Raw genomic sequence first — 17655 nt, 5'->3', positions numbered from 1 at the left:
GATGGTTGATAGTTTTTTGTTGATGGTTTATACACCATCAACCAACAACCATAAACCATAAACCAAATCAAAAATGGATACAAAAGAGCTTTTAAAAAAAGTACGGAAAATAGAAATCAAGACGAAAAGACTGAGCAATCATATCTTTTCGGGAGAATACCACTCTTCATTTAAAGGACGAGGAATGACGTTTAGCGAGGTGCGTCAATACCAATACGGAGATGATATTCGTAACATCGATTGGAATGTAACCGCACGCTACAACGAAGCTCACGTTAAAGTATTTGAAGAAGAACGCGAATTGACCATGGTTTTAATGGTTGACATTTCGGGTTCAGAAGGTTTTGGATCAAAAAGCCAATTTAAGAAAGACATCGTAACCGAAATTGCGGCAACGATGGCTTTTTCGGCTACACAAAACAACGACAAAATCGGACTGATTTTATTTTCTGACAATGTCGAATTGTACATTCCACCAAAAAAAGGCCGTTCTCACGTTTTGAGAATCATTCGAGAATTGATCGAATTTGAACCAAAAAGCAACAAAACGGATATTTCTGAAGCTTTGAAATTTTTATCTGGAACGCAGAAAAAGAAAGCCATCGTTTTTATGATTTCCGATTTTATGTCTGAAAATTATGAGCAGACCTTGAAAATTGCTTCCAAAAAGCATGATTTAACAGGAGTTCGCGTGTATGATATTCGTGAAGAAAAAATCCCAAATTTAGGCATGGTGCACATGCTAGATGCTGAAACTGGAAAAACAATTTTGGTTGATACGGGGTCAAAAACGGTTCGAATGAACTATGAAAAGCATTATCACGAAAGAGTAAATTATTTCAAAGAAACTTTCAGTAAATCTGGTGCCGGCGTTGTAAATACGAGAGTCGACGAAAATTATGTAACAAAATTATTAGGCTATTTCAAGTCAAGATAAAATTTTTGATTTTTGATTAACGATTTCTGATTTTTGAATGATTGCCTAAACGGATTTATAATGAATAAACAAGAACTAGAAAATAGATTGATTGATTTTGCAGCAAGTATAATAACGCTCACAATAAAATTTGAAAAGAATTATGCGGGAAATCACTTACTTGGACAAATAACACGATCTAGTACATCTCCTGCTTTGAATTATGGAGAGGCACAAAGCGCAGAAAGCAAAAAGGATTTTATTCATAAAATGGGAATTTGTCTAAAAGAATTAAGAGAAACTTTTGTTTGTTTGAAAATAATTGAAAAAGCAAACTTGTCAAAAGATTTAGAAAGTTTGACAAAAGCAAAAGAAGAAGCAAACCAATTAATATCAATTTTCGTTTCAAGCATTAAAACATCAAAAAATAATTCATGAAATTAAAGATTATCATTTTAGAAACTATTGACAATCTTAGGAAAATCAAAAATCAAAAATCGTTAATCTTCAATCGTTAATAAAATGAAATTAAAATTTTACATATTTCTATTTTTGCTTACATCGGCGGTTTTTGCACAGCAAAAGCAAGTCGAAACTAGTATTGATACTACAAAAAACAAAATTGGAGCTGAATTTAAACTGACGCTCAAAACAGTTGTAAGCTCAAAATCAAAAGTTGTTTTTCCTAAACAAAAAACCTTCGGGCCGTTAGAAGTTATTCAATCTTATCCAATTGATACTGTCAAAAAGAATGACACCTATGAATTGATCAAAAAGTATGGCCTAACTCAATTTGATTCGGGAAAATATACTATTCCCCCAGTTAAAATTTTAATTGACAAAAAACCTTTTTTATCAGACTCAATTAAAGTTGAAGTCGCTGGAGTAAAAGTAGATACTTTGCAACAAAAGATGTACGACATCAAAGATATTTCTAGTAGCGACAACGGTCTTGGTGACTGGTGGAAATATCTTCTTGCACTTATAATCATTCTAGGGATTGGTGCTTTTGTCTATTGGTTTGTTAAAAAAAATCAGAAGAAAAAAATTGAAGAGGAAGTTTATAAAACACCTATTGAAAAAGCAACAAGTTTACTTAACAATTTAGAGCAGAAAGAACTTGTACAAAAAGGTGAAATCAAAGAATATTATAGCGAACTGACTGATATTGCCCGAAATTATATTGAAGAGGCGATTCATATTCCGGCCATGGAAAGTACAACATCGGAGTTGATTGCGGCAATCAGAATAGCTTCCACTAAAAAGAAAATGACTTTGACGCCAGAAACAGTTGAAAACTTAGAACGTGTTTTGCGTCAGGCCGATTTAGTGAAATTTGCTAAATCCAAACCATTGGATTTTGAAATTACCGAAGACAGAAACAAAATTCAGAAAGTAATTTTAACGTTGGATAATGCCATTCCAACGGAAGCGCCAGAAGAAATAGAAGATCAGTTATTGAACGAAGCTCAGAGACAGAAACAAATTCGAATACAACTTCGTAAAAAACGAAATGCAAGAATTGGCTACTCAGTTGCGGCGGTTATATTCCTATTAGTAACAACTATATCTTTTTTAATTGTAACTAAAGGATTCAATTATGTAAAAGATAACTTAATCGGTCATCCTTCTAAAGAATTATTAGAAGGCGAATGGGTAAAAAGTGCTTATGGAAATCCGGCAGTTCTTATCGAAACTCCAAAGGTTTTAAAAAGAATGGATACAGAAAAAATACTGCCAAAAGAAACCATGGCATTAATCAAAGAAATGCAGCTTTTTATATATGGCAGCATGATTGATAATTTTTATGTCACAGTTTCTACCACTAAATTCAAACAGCCAACAGATATCGATTTAAGTAAAGCGCTAGAAGGTTCGTTAAAAGTAATCGAAGCACAAGGTGGCCAAAACATAATAGTAAAACAAGAAGATTTTCAAACAAACGAAGGTATTCAGGGAATAAAAGGTTACGGAACAATGTCAGTTCTGAATCCGGCAACTAAAACGAGTACAAAAGCATACTATGAGTTACTGCTTTTCAAACAAGATCAGGGTTTACAGCAAATCATGATTTTACATGAAGAAGGTGACACATATGCAAACGAGATTACAACTCGAATCTTAAATTCTATTGAACTTCAAAGAGCAAGCAACTAATGGGAAAGATCACTTTTTTAAATCCGGAATTCTTTTGGTTGTTTTTACTAATACCAATTGCAATAGCGTGGTTTTTCTGGAAACGCAACGAGCAGTCGGCAACTTTAAAAATGAGTTCGACGCAAGGTTTCAAAAACAGTGAATCGCTGTTGACGAAATTAAAACCGTGTTTATACGTTTTTAGAATTATTGCTTTATGTTCTTTGATTATTGCTTTGGCAAGACCAAGAACAGTAGACATCAGTAATCAAACCAAAACAACAAAGGGAATTGATATTGTAATGGCAATTGACGTTTCGGGAAGTATGCTCGCAAAAGATTTAAAGCCAAACCGTATGGAGGCTTTAAAAAGAGTGGCTGCAGATTTTGTGGGAGAAAGACCTAATGATCGAATCGGATTAGTTTTATACGCATCGGAAGCATATACAAAAACACCTGTTACAAGTGACAAAGCAATCATTCTAGAAGCGATTAAGGAAATCAAATACGATAATGCTTTACAAGACGGAACCGGAATTGGTATGGGGCTTGCAACAGCAGTAAACCGACTTAAAGACAGCAAGGCCAAAAGCCGTGTTATTATTTTATTGACAGATGGTGTAAACAATGCCGGATTTATTGAGCCAGAAACTGCTGCCGATATTGCTAAACAATACGGAATCAAAGTTTACACAATTGGTTTAGGAACAAACGGAATGGCAGAATCTCCATATGCTTACGGACCAAATGGCGGATTCTTATTCAAAATGCAAAAAGTAGAAATTGATGAGCAACTAATGAAAAGCATTGCCCGCAAAACGGACGGAACGTATTTTAGAGCAACAAGCAATGACAGATTAGCTCAAATCTATAATGCAATCAATAAATTAGAAACAACTGAAATACAAGAATTAAAATTCTACGATTATGACGAAAAATACAGAATGTTCGTTGCATTAGCAGTCTTTTTATTATTGCTGGAAGTTGGTTTAAGAAATACGGTTTATAGAAGCTTTATTTAAAATATTTTAGTCGCAGTCACAGTTCTCAGTTTACAGCTGAATACTGTAACTGAAAACTGAAAACTAGAATTAAGAAATGGAATTAGACGAAAAAAAATATTTATATCTTTTATTCTTGCTCCCAATCGTGGTGTGCATTTTTCTTTTCAATGTGTATTGGAAAAGAAAAAAGCAACGTGAATTTGGTGATTTGGAAATGGTTAAAAAACTGAGCCCTGAAAGTTCTGTTTTCAAACCAGTATTGAAATTATCGATTATCCTTTTAGCATTGGCTTGCCTAATCATTGGATTAGTGAACCCAAAAATTGGCACTAAAATGGAAACCGTAAAACGTGAAGGTATTGATATTGTTTTTGCGGTCGATGTTTCTAAAAGTATGCTTGCAGAAGATGTGGCGCCAAGCCGTTTAGAAAAAAGCAAGCAAATAGTTTCTCAGATCATCAATCAATTAGGAAGCGACCGAATTGGAATTGTAGCTTACGCAGGAAGCGCATTTCCTGTTTTGCCAATTACAACAGATTACAGTGTTGCTAAAATGTTTCTTCAGAGCATGAGTCCAGATATGGTTTCGTCTCAAGGAACTTCACTCGACGAAGCGATTCGGTTATCATCTACTTATTTTGATGAAAAAAGCAAAACAAGCAAATTGCTGATTTTAATTTCTGATGGAGAGGATCATTCGGAAGGAGCTTCTGGAGCAGCTGAAGAAGCCAATAAATTAGGAATGAAAATCATCACAATTGGTGTTGGAACTGAAAAAGGAGGCACAATTCCGTTAAAAGAAAATGGCATAGTTAGAAGCCATCAAAAAGATCAAAACGGAGAAATCGTAATAACTAAATTAAATCAAGAAGGCTTAAAAACTATTGCAAAAGCAACAAAAGGCGGTTATGTTTACGGCGGTAACACAAAAGAAGTTTTAGAATACATAAAAAATGCGTTGAACAACATTCAGAAAACAGAATTTGAAGCTACGCAAATGGCCGAATTTCAATCGCAGTTTCAATGGTTTCTTGGTTTTGCTTTTCTGTTATTATTCTTGGATATTTTCTTGTTGGAAAGAAAAACAAATTGGATCAAAGAGTTGAATTTATTTAACGAAAAGAAATAATTGTTCCGCTTAAATTTTGGAACAAAAAACAAAAAATTTAGAATGAAAAATTTACTTCTTTATATTTTACTAACGTTTTCTTTAGCAGTTTCTGCTCAAGAGAAAGACAAAACATTGCCGGACGGGAACGAAGAATATAAACAGAATAAATTTGTTGATGCCGAAGCGAATTATAGAATTTCACAATCAAAATTTCCAAAAAAAGCTGCCGCTTCATACAATTTAGGAAATACGATCTACAAACAAAATCAAATTTCAGAAGCCAAATTTGCTTACGCAAAAGCGATAAAAAACGCTACAACGCGACCTGAAAAGCACAAAGCTTATCATAATTTAGGAAATGTTTTCATGAAAGAGAAAGATTACACGCAAGCTGTTGAAGCATACAAAGAAGCTTTGCGCAATGATCCAACTGATGATGAAACGCGCTACAATTATGCTTTGGCCAAACAAAAACTAAAAGAAAACCCTCCTAAAAACGACAACAAGGATAAAAACAAAGACAAAGACAAGGACAAGGATAAAAATAAAGACAAGGACAAAGACAAGGATAAAAACAAGGACAAGGATAAAGATAAAAAAGACGATAAAGGCGACAAAGACAAAGATAAAGACGGTAAAAACGATCCTAAGAAAGATGACAAATCTGATCAAGGTCAGCCAAAACCACAGCCTGGAGGAATTTCAAAAGAGCGCGTTCAGAATTTATTAGATGCTGTAAATAATGAGGAAAAGAAAATTCAAGACAAAGTAAACGCTCAAAAAATAAAAGGAAGTCCTAAGAAAACAGAAAAAGACTGGTAGGACTTTTGGGTTAATCGTTTAACCGTTTATTTGTTTAATCGAATAAACAGTTAAACGATTAAACAGTTAAACAAATAAACGGTTAAACAGCAAAAACGATTAAACAATTTAATGAAAAGATATTTAATTTTATTTCTATTCACTTTTCAAGGACTTTTGGCTCAAGTTCAGTTTGAAGCCAGAGTCAGCAAAAATACGCTTGGTCTAAATGAAAGACTTCGAATTGACTTCATCATGAATGTTGATGGAGACAACTTTGAACAGCCTAATTTTGACGGATTTAAAATTGTAGCCGGGCCAAGCCAACAAATAAGCCAATCATGGGTCAACGGAAGAAGTTCTTTTCAAAAAATATACTCTTATATTTTACAGCCTGATAAAAAAGGAACTGTAACTATACGTCAAGCGGCTATCGAATTCAATGGACAGATTTACAAAACATCTCCTATAAAAATTGTTGTTACAAATGCCGTTGCTCAAGAAAGGGATCCAAACGATAGACCACAAGGTCAAGGAAGCGAAACCCTAAATCTTGTTGCTGAAATTTCAAAAACAAATCCATACTTGAACGAACCAATTACAGTTGTTTATAAATTGTATTTCAACAATATTGGCGTTACTGGTTTTAAAGAATTGGCAAAACCAAAATACAATGATTTCTGGAATCAAAACATTGATATTAAGCAATTATCAATTGAAGAAGGGAATTTTCAAGGACAAAGATGCTATTTCGTAATCTTGAAAAAAACAATCTTATACCCTCAAAAATCAGGCAAATTAACAATCGAACCACTTTCACTGGATATTGGCGTACAATTGCCAACAAATCGTCGCGATATGTTTGGTCAAATGATTATTACTGACGACAATAAAGTAGTTTCGGCGGGAGCCAAAACAATAAATGTAAGACCACTTCCTGAAACAGGAAAACCAGAGGGCTTCAGCGGTGCTGTTGGAAAATTCAACTTTATTGTTACGCCGTCTAAAACAAGTGTAAAAAGCGGTGAAGGTCTAGATTTGATTGTGAGCGCTTCAGGAACTGGAAACATGAAACTATTCACATTACCAAAACCTGTTGTGCCAAACGCCTTGGAAATGTACGACCCTGTTCATGACGAAAAAGTGACTACATCATTAACAGGAATGTCTGGAAGAATATCAGACAAATATACTATTGTTCCTCAATACAAAGGAAAGTATGTCATTAAACCGATGCAGTTTTCTTATTTCGATTTAGGCACTGGTTCATACAAAACAATCACTTCGCAAGAAATTGCAATTGATGTTCTAGACGGACCAATGCAAGCGGAAGCAAACAGTACTGCAAATACAGCTAAAAACGTGATTTCTAAAACAGAACAGTTTAAATATATTAAACCTAAAACTTCTTTAGTTTCTATTGCCAAAGATGATTTTTATGGCTCTGATTTATATTACGCTTTATTGTTTGCACCATTCATCATTTTGCCAATTATCATTATTGCTAAGAAGAAAAAAGAAGCAATTGATGGTGATGTTGCTGGAAACCGAATTAAAATGAACAATAAGCTGGCGAAGAAATATTTATCTGAAGCGAAGAAACAGCTTAACAACAAGGAAGCGTTTTACATCGCCCTAGAAAAAGCAATGCACAATTTCTTGAAAGCAAAACTGCATATTGAAACCTCAGAAATGAGCAAAGACAATATTCGTGAATTGTTGTTGTCTCGAAATGCAAATCCAGAATCCGTTCAAAGTTTTATTAATTTGACTGAAAACTGTGAATTTGCACGCTATGCTCCTGCATCTAGTGCTTCGATTCAGCAAGATTTTGATAAAGCCGTTTTGATTATTTCAGAATTAGAAAAGCAGATCGTTTAGTTTAAAGAAAATAAAATGAAAAATATAGTATATCTCTTTTTATTCATCACACAAGTTTTCTTTGCCCAAAGCTTTGAAAAAGGAAATGCCATGTATCAAAGAGGCAATTATCAGGAAGCTATTGAGGCTTATGAAGGCGTTATAAAAGAAAACAAACAAGAATCAGCTGAGTTGTATTTCAATTTGGCTAATAGTTATTATAAGCTGAATAAAGTAGCTCCGGCAATTTACAATTATGAGAAAGCTTTAGTTTTAAAACCTCATGATCCGGAAACACTTAACAACTTAAAGTTTGCCAAAAAACTAACAATAGACGAGATTAAAGAAGTTCCGAAAGTAGGCTTTGCAAAACTAATTCAGAATTTTACAGGCATTTTTAATTATAATACCTGGGCAAAAATTTCTGTCGGAATTGCATTTCTTTTCTTATTGAGTTTTATCGGGTATTACTTTTCACAAATTACGCTTACAAAAAGAATTTATTTCATTGGAATGTTTGTTCTTTTGGTGGCTTTAGGATTGAGTGTTTCTGCCGGAATGTCTGAAAAAAATCATTTTGATAATGATCGCCCAGCAATTGTTTTTGCCGAGCTGAGTGAAGTTCGAAGTGAACCTCAAAAAGGTGGAGCAGCCATTTTCTTATTGCACGAAGGGGCAAAAGTGTATGTAACCGAAACGCTAGGAACCTGGAAAAAAGTAGAATTAACAGACGGCACCGAAGGCTGGCTTGATGCTTCGACTATCAAAGAAGTAAAATAAATTTCAAAACATTAAAATGAAAAATCCCAAATTCCAATTTTAAAATTGAAAGTTTGGGATTTTCTTTTTTAGGTTTAAACCATCGTAGAGACGCATTTCAATGCGTCTACATCTTATATATCGTTCTGGTACTACAGAGGGTTTGGGACTAAATTAAGCCCTATACTCGGGTTTGCCAATCCCGATAGCTATAGGGACCCAAATACAAGACCATTTTTCCATTAAACCAATTGTCCAAATCCGTTGTAGTAGCTGTTGTGCATAGTTAATCTTCTTCAAAAAAGTCATTATCAAGTTCTTTAACTTCATAAACAGTTTTTACTTGAACACCTACGTTATACTGATGCATTAAGTCAACCAATTTTAAGCCGTCAATTAATATTATTCTGTGATGGGCTTCTTTTGCTTTTCTAATAGCGGAATCATCAAAAGTTGATGTTGTAATAAAAACACCCTTGCTAGTATCTCCACTCATTGCTCCAATAAAATTCCTGATGTCTTTTTCACGAACCTTATTTTCATTGTAGCGTTTAGCTTGAGTGTAAATTCTTTCAAGACCTAATTTATCTTCATTGATTATTCCATCAATTCCTCCATCACCTGATTTTGATGTTTCAATAAAATCTCCATATCCCATTTTTTTAAGAAGAATTAAAATTACCTTTTCAAAATAGTATGGGTCTATTTCTTTAAGTTTTTCTAAAAGTTCAGTTTTCACTTCCGTTTCAATTGTTGAAAATCCAGAATCAAGTAAATCTTGTGGCGAAGCATTTTCACCGCTAACTATATCAAGTTCTATTTCGTTCCCTTTTTCACTTTTAACAGATTCACGGTGACCTATAAAATCTGAGTCATTTTGAAGGTCATGTAAAGGTAAATTGCCAACTGAGAGTATTCTTTTCCCTTTTTCAGTTATTTGAACAAAACCTCTTTTTGGGTATGAAACAAATTTCCCCATTTTTAGATATGATTTTCCCCATAGTATTCTGTCAAGTAAAACGTTAGCTCCAGAACTAGTCTTTTGGTTCATTAATTCTTGCGGAAGGTCAGAATAATATGTATCACGAACTTTAGATGCCAATTCTCTGCTTTTAATCGATTCAACTGTATTTAGAATTTCTAATACAGGTATGAAAGTTTCATGATATTTAGGTAATTCCATATTGTTTGATTTTAATTATGCACATCTACAAACTTTGTAGACTTTGTTAGACGCATTAAAATGCGTCTCTACGATTTTGATTGTGGAATTATATGTTGGCGTAAAAATTTATTGAAAATTATAAACCTTTTCAGGAGTCACACAATAATCCAATTTTATATCCGATTCAAAAACATCATCAATTTGATTTACGGCTTCAAAAAAAGAAAGTCCTATTTTTATGGTTTCCGGACGGCATTCTGCTAAGAATTTATCATAAAAACCTTTTCCGTAACCCACACGGTTTCCATAAATATCAAATGCCAAAAGCGGTACAAAAACAACATCAATATTTGAACTCTGAACTTGAAGTCCGTTCACTGGCTCTGGAATATTAAATTCGTTCTTTTTGATTTTGGTATTATCGGTCAATAGAAAATGGGTCATTTGACGTGTTTCGAAATCACTTTTCGAAATCAAAATTTCTTTGTCTTTTCCAGAAAGCAAGTGCAGAATAAATTCGGTATCGACTTCTTTATGTTCAACAATTGGAAGAAAAACATGGAAATACGTTTTATCCCAAATGGGCAACTGAATTAAATTATTGGCTATAGCTAAACTTTTTTCTTCAATAACGTCTTCAGACAGTTCTTTTCGAAGGTTTTTATAATGAATTCGTATTTCTTTTTTATTCGTCGGCATTTTCAGGGCTTTTTGATATGTGATAAATTGCATCGCCTTCATAAACAATCGGCGAATGATTGGCATTGATTATAAATCCATCATGAGGCGCTTTTACTTTTTGTTCAAACTTACCAAACGGATCCGTAATAATTGCTAAAATAGTTCCTTTAGTCACAAATCTTCCGATCAAATTAAAATCATGAAGCAATCCAGAACATTTTGCTCGAAGCCAAACTGAATTTTTTATATAAATTGAAGGCATCGGCGCTGCTTCAACAAGTTGTTTTGAATCCAACATTCCCAAATAATTCAACAATCGTTTTGTGCCCATCACACCTTCATTGGCAATATCGTTATTAATATCGAGAGATTTTCCACCTTCAAAAAGGAGCATTTTTACATTTGCTTTTTCAGAAGTATTTCGAAACGAACCATTTATATTTTTAGAATACAAAGTAAAAGGCGCATTAAAAACATCGGCCAAAATTCTTAATTCGGGATTATTTTCTGTAATTCTAATTTGCGGTGCGTTGAATCGGCTGGCGCCTCCGGCATGAAAATCGACTGCATAATCTAGAATAGGCAAAATTTCTTCAACAATATGATAAGCAAAACGGCTTGCCAGCGAACCTTTTTTACTTCCTGGAAAAACTCGGTTTAAATCACGTCCGTCGGGAAACTCGCGTGACTTATTTACAAAACCATACATGTTTATAATTGGAATACAAATAATAGTTCCCTTCGCCGGTTTGTTTATTTTTTTGCTGATAATTTGCCTTACGATTTCGACTCCGTTTATTTCGTCGCCGTGAATTCCAGCTGAAAATAAAACAACAGGACCTTCAATTTTTGAACGGCGCACAATTACCGGAATATTAAGTTTTGTTGTGGTGTGCAATCTCGCGATTTCAACGTTGATTGTTCTGCTTTCTCCCGGCAAAATTGCTTCGTCGAAAATAACTAAGGGCTTACTATTTTTCATGTAGAATTATAAAAGCTAAATATAGAAATTATTCTTTTGATTTCGTAAATTTGATTCTAAATCAGTGTTAAGCTTTTTTCAGAAATTGAAATGATTTTTGAATGCTTTTTCACAATCTTCAGAAACAAAACAGAATGCAAAAACCGTCCTTAGATCTTCAAATTCTTACCCTCCCTGACAATCCGGGCGTTTATCAATATTACGATAAAGATGGGAAGATCTTATACGTTGGGAAAGCCAAAAATTTAAAAAAAAGGGTTTCCTCCTATTTCAATAAAATTCACGATACTGCCAAGACGAATGTTTTGGTCAAAAAAATTGTTACGATAAAACATATTGTGGTTCCAACTGAAACAGATGCCCTTTTATTGGAAAACAATCTAATCAAAACTTTACAGCCACGTTATAATGTGTTGTTGCGAGATGATAAAAGTTATCCATGGATTTGTATTAAAAAAGAACCTTTTTCGAGAATATTTTCAACCCGAAGAATGGTCAAAGACGGCTCCGAATATTTTGGACCTTATACCAATTTCAAAACGGTTCATACGATTTTGGAATTGATCAAAGAATTATATCCATTGCGAACTTGCAATTACGATTTGAGCGAATCAAATATTAATTCTGGCAAATTCAAAGTTTGTTTGGAATATCACATTGGCAATTGCAAAGGTCCGTGCGAAGGTTTGGAACCGCTTGAAGAATATCAAAGACAGGTCAATGCGATTCGTGAAATCTTGAAAGGAAACTTCAAAGAAAGCTTAAAGGATTTCAAAAAGATAATGAATAATTATGCGCAGAATCTGCAATTTGAAGAAGCGCAAAAAATCAAAGAAAAGATCGAAGTTTTGGAAAATTACCAATCCAAATCGACCATCATCAATCCTAAAATTACAAATGTTGATGTTTTTTCAATTGTTTCTGACGAAAGCGCCGCTTATGTGAACTTTCTGCAGATTTCTCATGGATCAATTATTCGTTCGCATACTTTGGAAATGAAAAAAAAGCTGGACGAAAGTGACGAAGAATTATTAGAGTTGGCAATTATTGAACTTCGTGAACGTTTTGAATTATTATCAAAAGAAATAATTGTTCCGTTTGAAATTGATTTAGGCGAAAACATCAAAACAACTGTTCCGCAACTTGGAGATAAAAAACAGATTCTGGATTTATCGATTCGAAATGCAAAATTCTACCGAATTGAACAATTAAAGCAATTGCAAATCGTAGATCCGGACAGACATACGAACCGAATCATGGCGCAAATGCAAAAAGATTTGCGTTTGCCAGTTGAACCGCGTCATATAGAATGTTTTGATAACTCAAACATTCAAGGAACAAATCCGGTGGCAGCTTGTGTGGTTTTTAAAGATGGAAAACCAAGCAAGAAAGATTATCGCCACTTTAATGTGAAAACCGTTGAAGGCCCAGATGATTTTGCTTCGATGACGGAAATCGTTGGCAGACGTTATAAAAGATTATTGGAAGAAAACGAACCTTTGCCGCAATTAATAATTATTGACGGTGGAAAAGGACAGCTTTCGGCAGCATTAAAAAGTATTGATGAATTAGGTTTACGCGGTAAAATCGCGATTATTGGAATTGCAAAACGTCTTGAAGAACTTTTTTATCCAGGAGATTCGATTCCGTTATATTTGGATAAAAAATCTGAAACCTTAAAAGTGATTCAGCAATTACGAAATGAGGCGCACAGATTTGGGATTACATTTCACCGTGACAAACGCAGTAAGGCGGCGCTGAATTCATCTGTAGAAAGCATTCCGGGAATTGGCGAAAAAACCATGACGGCTCTAATTCAGCATTTTAAAAGTGTTAAAAGATTAAAATTGGCAACAGAAAAAGAAATTTCTGCTGTTGTAGGGGTTTCAAAAGCCAAAAAAATTGTCGACTTTTACAAAACCAACTAGCTGTTTTTTATGTACTTTAAAAAAGTGGACCTTTCACATACTAAGTCTAAAGGATTCTCTTCCAATTCTATTTGGAAAGCAATATTCGTATTTTTCGGATTACTTCTTCTACCTGAAAAATCATTTTCACAGGACATAAAACAAGACAGTGTTAAAAGGCCAAAAATTGGTTTGGTTTTAAGTGGTGGTGGCGCAAAAGGCTTTGCTCATATTGGAGTTTTGAAAGTTTTAGAAGAAGCCGGAATTAAAATCGATTATATTGGCGGAACTAGTATGGGATCTGTAATTGGCGGACTTTATGCTACTGGATATAATGCTACTCAAATTGATTCTATTTTCAAGCAAACCAATTTTGACGAATTGATCAACGATTATATTCCACGTTCATCAAAAAACTTTTACGGCAAAAAAAACGACGAATTGTACGCCGTAACCCTTCCCTTCAGCAATTTCAGAATCGGAATTCCAGAAGCGCTTTCAAAAGGAATGTACAATTACAACCTTTTAAGCAGTTTGACTCGAAATGTACGTCATGTTCGAGATTTTAATAATTTGCCAACTCCATTTTTATGTATTGCCACCAATATTGAAACCGGTGAAGAAGTACTACTAAATAAAGGCAATTTGGTTCAAGCCATGATGGCCAGTGCTGCTTTCCCTTCATTATTTACTCCAATTGAAATTGACGGCAAACTTTTGGTCGATGGTGGAGTTGTAAACAATTACCCCATTCAAGAAGTACGCAATCTTGGTGCTGACATTATTATTGGAGTAGATGTTCAGGATGATTTACAAAACAGAAAAGGCTTAAAAAATGCCACTCGAATTTTGGTTCAGATTACCAATCTGCAATCGATCGAAAAAATGAAAAGCAAAAGAAAAGAAACTGATATATATATCAAACCAGATATTCGTGATTTTGGCGTAATTTCATTTGATCGAGGAGAAGAAATCATTAGAAAAGGTGAAGAGGCAACTTTTGCTGTGTATGAAAAAATCAAGACACTAGTAACGGAAGAAACTTTCTACAAAAAACCAAAACTAAAAGTTGGCAGTGATACTTTAGAGGTTCAAAAAATCAATGTCGACAAATTAGACAATTACACCAAAGAGTACATTAATGGAAAACTTCGTTTCAAACCTGGAAGCACAATCACATATGCTGATTTAAAAACCGGAATGAATAATTTGGACGCAACTCAAAACTTCAGCACAATTTCGTATTGTTTGCAACCAGGAGAAGAAGGCAAAGACAATTTAGATCTAGTTCTGAAAGAAAACCCTACACAGACTTATCTAAAACTTGGTCTTCATTATGACGGACTTTATAAAAGTGCGATCTTATTAAATTTGACGCACAAGAAAACTTTCATGAAAAATGATGTTACCTCATTAGATATTATTTTAGGAGATAATTTTAGATATGATTTCAATTATTACATCGAAAACGGATTTAATATCAGTTTCGGGTTTCGTTCAAGACTAAATCAGTTTAATCGAAATGTAACAACAAGCATAAGCAAACTTGAACAATCAAATCCAGATGTCAACCTTATTAATGTTGATTTTCTCGATCTTAGTAACCAGGCTTATTTTCAAACCATTTTTGTCCAAAAATTCCTGATGGGCGGCGGTTTAGAATACAAATATTTAAAAATCAATACGCCAACGCTTGCAAACGAAGGGAATATAATTGACAAAAGTAATTACTTTAGTGTTTTTGGATATTTGAAATATGATTCACTAGACAAAAAAACCTTTCCGCGTTCAGGACTATATTTTTCTGGCGATGTGCAAACTTATTTAGCATCTTCTGATTATACAAATGCTTTCAAACCATTTTCGATGGCTAAAGCCGAAATTGCATTTGCTAAAACATTATTCAGACGAGCAACTTTTAAAATTGGTGCCGATGCTGGATTTAATATTGGAAGCGACAGTGTACCGTTTTTCGATTATATTCTAGGAGGTTACGGCTACAGCAAAATCAATAATTTTAATTATTTCTACGGTTATGATTTCCTAAGTATTTCTGGCAACAGCTATATCAAAAGCGATATCACTCTAGATTATGAAATTTTCAAGAAAAACCACATTAACTTTTCTGCCAATTTTGCTAATCTGGGCGATGATATTTTCACAACAGTTGATTGGATTTCAATGCCAAAATATACAGGTTATGCTTTAGGTTACGGATTAGAAACTATTATTGGCCCAATTGAAGTAAAACAATCGTGGTCGCCAGAAATGTCAAAAAGCTTTACTTGGTTTAGCATAGGGTTCTTGTTTTAGCATTTCAGCAAAGAATTCTTCAATAAAACCAAACTATTTTTTTGCTATCAAAAAATTTATATCGAAAAAAATCAAAATAATTAGTGTTATAAATAATATAATTTATAATTTTACTCGGCAAAAATTACGACATTTGTTATAATGAAAACAAATTGGACAGGTTTATTAGAGTATCTTCAATTCCTAATCAAGAGAAATCCTGAATAATGGCTCTATCGAATTGAAATAATTGGTCAATTGCAAAATTGAATCAATTATTAACTCTGCAATTCACATTTTCTAATTATCTAATTTACAAATTATCTAATTGAAAAGGCCATGCCATTATATCACAAACTCGGAGATTTTCCCCAAAAGAGACACACCCAATTCGAAAAACCAAATGGAGGTTTTTACTACGAACAATTGTTTGGAACAGAAGGTTTTCACGGACATTCGTCATTATCTTACCATGTTCACCGACCAACGCAGGTAAAAGAAATTTTGAAATCTTATTCGGTTGAACCAAAAATTGCAATCGGAAAAAACATAAAATCATTACTTTTTAAAGGTTTTGAATTAAAGCCTGAAAACGACTTTTTGGACAGCCGAAAAGCCATGTTAGTTAACAAAGACTGCATCATTGGTTTAGCTGCTCCAAAAGAATCGCTTCGAAATTATTTCTACAAAAATGCCGATGCCGATGAAATGCTTTTCATCCATAAAGGAAAGGGAAAATTAAGAACCATGCTTGGGAATATTCCGTTTGAATATGGCGATTACTTAATTATTCCGCGCGGTATTATTTATCAAATTGAATTTGAGACAACAGAAAACAGACTGTTTTATGTCGAATCGTATTCTCCATTTTATACTCCAAAACGATATAAAAACCAATCAGGTCAGCATTTAGAACATTCTCCATTTTGTGAGCGTGATTTTATTTTGCCAAGCGAATTGGAAACACATGACGAAAAAGGCGATTTTTTAATTAAAATCAAAAAAGAAGGCATGATTCACGAAGTGGTTTATGCAACACATCCTTTTGACATTGTGGGTTGGGACGGGTATAATTTTCCATACGGATTTTCAATTCACAATTTTGAACCTATAACGGGACGCGTTCACCAACCGCCTCCGGTACATCAAACTTTTGAAACGGCCACTTTTGTCGTTTGTTCTTTCTGCCCAAGACTTTACGATTATCATCCGAAAGCAATTCCGGCGCCATATAATCACAGCAATATAGATTCTGACGAAGTGCTATATTATGTTGATGGCGATTTTATGAGTCGTAATAATATTGAGCAGGGTCATATCACTTTACACCCAAAAGGAATTCCGCACGGACCAGCACCTGGCGCAATGGAACGCAGTATTGGCCACAAAGAAACTCAGGAATTAGCCGTTATGGTTGATACTTTCCGTCCATTAATGGTAACGGAAGAAGCGATGGGGCTTGACGACGGTCAGTATTACAAATCTTGGACGGAATAATTAGTCAATGTGCCAATTTGATAATTAGAAAATTTCTTTAATTAGAAAATGTGTCAATTTGGAAATTAGATAATTAAATATTGTAATTTTAAACTTACAAAATAAATTGTCTAATTATCTCATTTTCTAATTATCAAATTAAAACAAATGACTTTCAACGAAAAATATAAAGACAACGCTCTTTTAATTAAAACATTCAATTTTGCACTAAATATAATTGATTATACTACCGAACTTCAAGATCAAAAGAAATTTGTAATTGCAAATCAGTTATTAAAAAGCGGAACATCAATTGGAGCAAATTCAAAAGAGTCGCAAAATGCAGAAAGTAAAGCAGATTTTATTCATAAATTAAAAATCGCAATTAAAGAAGCAGACGAAACAGAATATTGGTTGTTTTTATGCGATGCTCATAGAGAATATCCAAATTGCAAAGATTTATTAAATGAATTATCAGAAATTTTAAAAATTTTAAATAAAATAATATCAACATCGAAGAGGAATTAGATAATTAGTCAATGTGTCAATTAGAAAATTATTTTAA

Annotated in this window: 15 protein-coding genes; 12 read left to right on the top strand and 3 right to left on the bottom strand. The window is 33.7% G+C overall.

Annotated features, from left to right (window positions below):
• The first annotated feature begins 73 nt into the window (after positions 1–73).
• From H600_RS0107905 to H600_RS0107870, 8 genes are all read left to right on the top strand, one after another.
• On the top strand, positions 74–937 hold the full coding sequence (locus tag H600_RS0107905; protein WP_026728273.1) for a DUF58 domain-containing protein: 864 nt from the start codon (positions 74–76) through the stop codon (positions 935–937).
• Positions 938–997: 60 nt separating this feature from the next.
• Positions 998–1354, top strand: a complete 357-nt coding sequence (locus H600_RS0107900; protein WP_035108497.1) for a four helix bundle protein — start codon at positions 998–1000, stop codon at positions 1352–1354.
• Between the two features lie 84 nt (positions 1355–1438).
• Entirely contained in the window at positions 1439–3073 is a 1635-nt protein-coding gene (locus H600_RS0107895) for a phenylalanine--tRNA ligase subunit alpha (protein ID WP_026728271.1), read from the top strand.
• Positions 3073–4074 (top strand): vWA domain-containing protein, encoded by a 1002-nt coding sequence (locus H600_RS0107890; RefSeq protein WP_026728270.1) that lies wholly within the window; start codon positions 3073–3075, stop codon positions 4072–4074. Before H600_RS0107895 ends, H600_RS0107890 begins: the two co-directional genes overlap by 1 nt.
• A gap of 76 nt (positions 4075–4150) precedes the next feature.
• Complete coding sequence (locus tag H600_RS0107885; RefSeq protein ID WP_026728269.1) at positions 4151–5185, top strand: vWA domain-containing protein; 1035 nt, start codon at positions 4151–4153, stop codon at positions 5183–5185.
• Between the two features lie 42 nt (positions 5186–5227).
• Positions 5228–5989, top strand: coding sequence for a tetratricopeptide repeat protein (locus H600_RS0107880; RefSeq protein ID WP_026728268.1), 762 nt, complete (start codon positions 5228–5230; stop codon positions 5987–5989).
• Positions 5990–6100: 111 nt separating this feature from the next.
• Positions 6101–7849, top strand: a complete 1749-nt coding sequence (locus H600_RS0107875) for a BatD family protein (protein WP_026728267.1) — start codon at positions 6101–6103, stop codon at positions 7847–7849.
• Positions 7850–7864: 15 nt separating this feature from the next.
• Entirely contained in the window at positions 7865–8608 is a 744-nt protein-coding gene (locus tag H600_RS0107870) for a tetratricopeptide repeat protein (RefSeq protein ID WP_026728266.1), read from the top strand.
• A gap of 265 nt (positions 8609–8873) precedes the next feature.
• On the opposite strand, the gene H600_RS0107860 is transcribed toward H600_RS0107870, so the two are convergent.
• From H600_RS0107860 to H600_RS0107850, 3 genes are all read right to left on the bottom strand, one after another.
• Positions 8874–9770 (bottom strand): restriction endonuclease, encoded by an 897-nt coding sequence (locus H600_RS0107860; RefSeq protein WP_026728265.1) that lies wholly within the window; start codon positions 9768–9770, stop codon positions 8874–8876.
• 108 nt (positions 9771–9878) lie between these two features.
• Positions 9879–10451: a 5-formyltetrahydrofolate cyclo-ligase gene (locus H600_RS0107855; protein WP_026728264.1), complete on the bottom strand. Its 573-nt coding sequence runs from the start codon at positions 10449–10451 to the stop codon at positions 9879–9881.
• Positions 10438–11415 (bottom strand): succinylglutamate desuccinylase/aspartoacylase family protein, encoded by a 978-nt coding sequence (locus tag H600_RS0107850; RefSeq protein ID WP_026728263.1) that lies wholly within the window; start codon positions 11413–11415, stop codon positions 10438–10440. Before H600_RS0107850 ends, H600_RS0107855 begins: the two co-directional genes overlap by 14 nt.
• 134 nt (positions 11416–11549) lie before the next feature.
• Here H600_RS0107850 and uvrC point away from each other — a divergent pair, with 134 nt between their 5' ends.
• From uvrC to H600_RS0107830, 4 genes are all read left to right on the top strand, one after another.
• Positions 11550–13343 (top strand): excinuclease ABC subunit UvrC, encoded by a 1794-nt coding sequence (gene uvrC, locus H600_RS0107845; RefSeq protein WP_026728262.1) that lies wholly within the window; start codon positions 11550–11552, stop codon positions 13341–13343.
• Positions 13344–13352: 9 nt separating this feature from the next.
• Positions 13353–15635, top strand: coding sequence for a patatin-like phospholipase family protein (locus H600_RS0107840; RefSeq protein ID WP_026728261.1), 2283 nt, complete (start codon positions 13353–13355; stop codon positions 15633–15635).
• A 318-nt stretch (positions 15636–15953) separates the two neighbouring features.
• The gene (locus H600_RS0107835) at positions 15954–17111 is read left to right on the top strand and encodes a homogentisate 1,2-dioxygenase (RefSeq protein WP_026728260.1); all 1158 of its coding nucleotides are present in this window, start codon (positions 15954–15956) and stop codon (positions 17109–17111) included.
• A gap of 147 nt (positions 17112–17258) precedes the next feature.
• Entirely contained in the window at positions 17259–17618 is a 360-nt protein-coding gene (locus H600_RS0107830; RefSeq protein WP_026728259.1) for a four helix bundle protein, read from the top strand.
• The last annotated feature ends 37 nt before the right edge of the window (positions 17619–17655 follow it).

Source organism: Flavobacterium denitrificans DSM 15936, from assembly GCF_000425445.1.
GTDB classification, from domain to species: Bacteria; Bacteroidota; Bacteroidia; order Flavobacteriales; family Flavobacteriaceae; genus Flavobacterium; species Flavobacterium denitrificans.
This window is presented reverse-complemented; position numbering and strand designations above follow the sequence as displayed.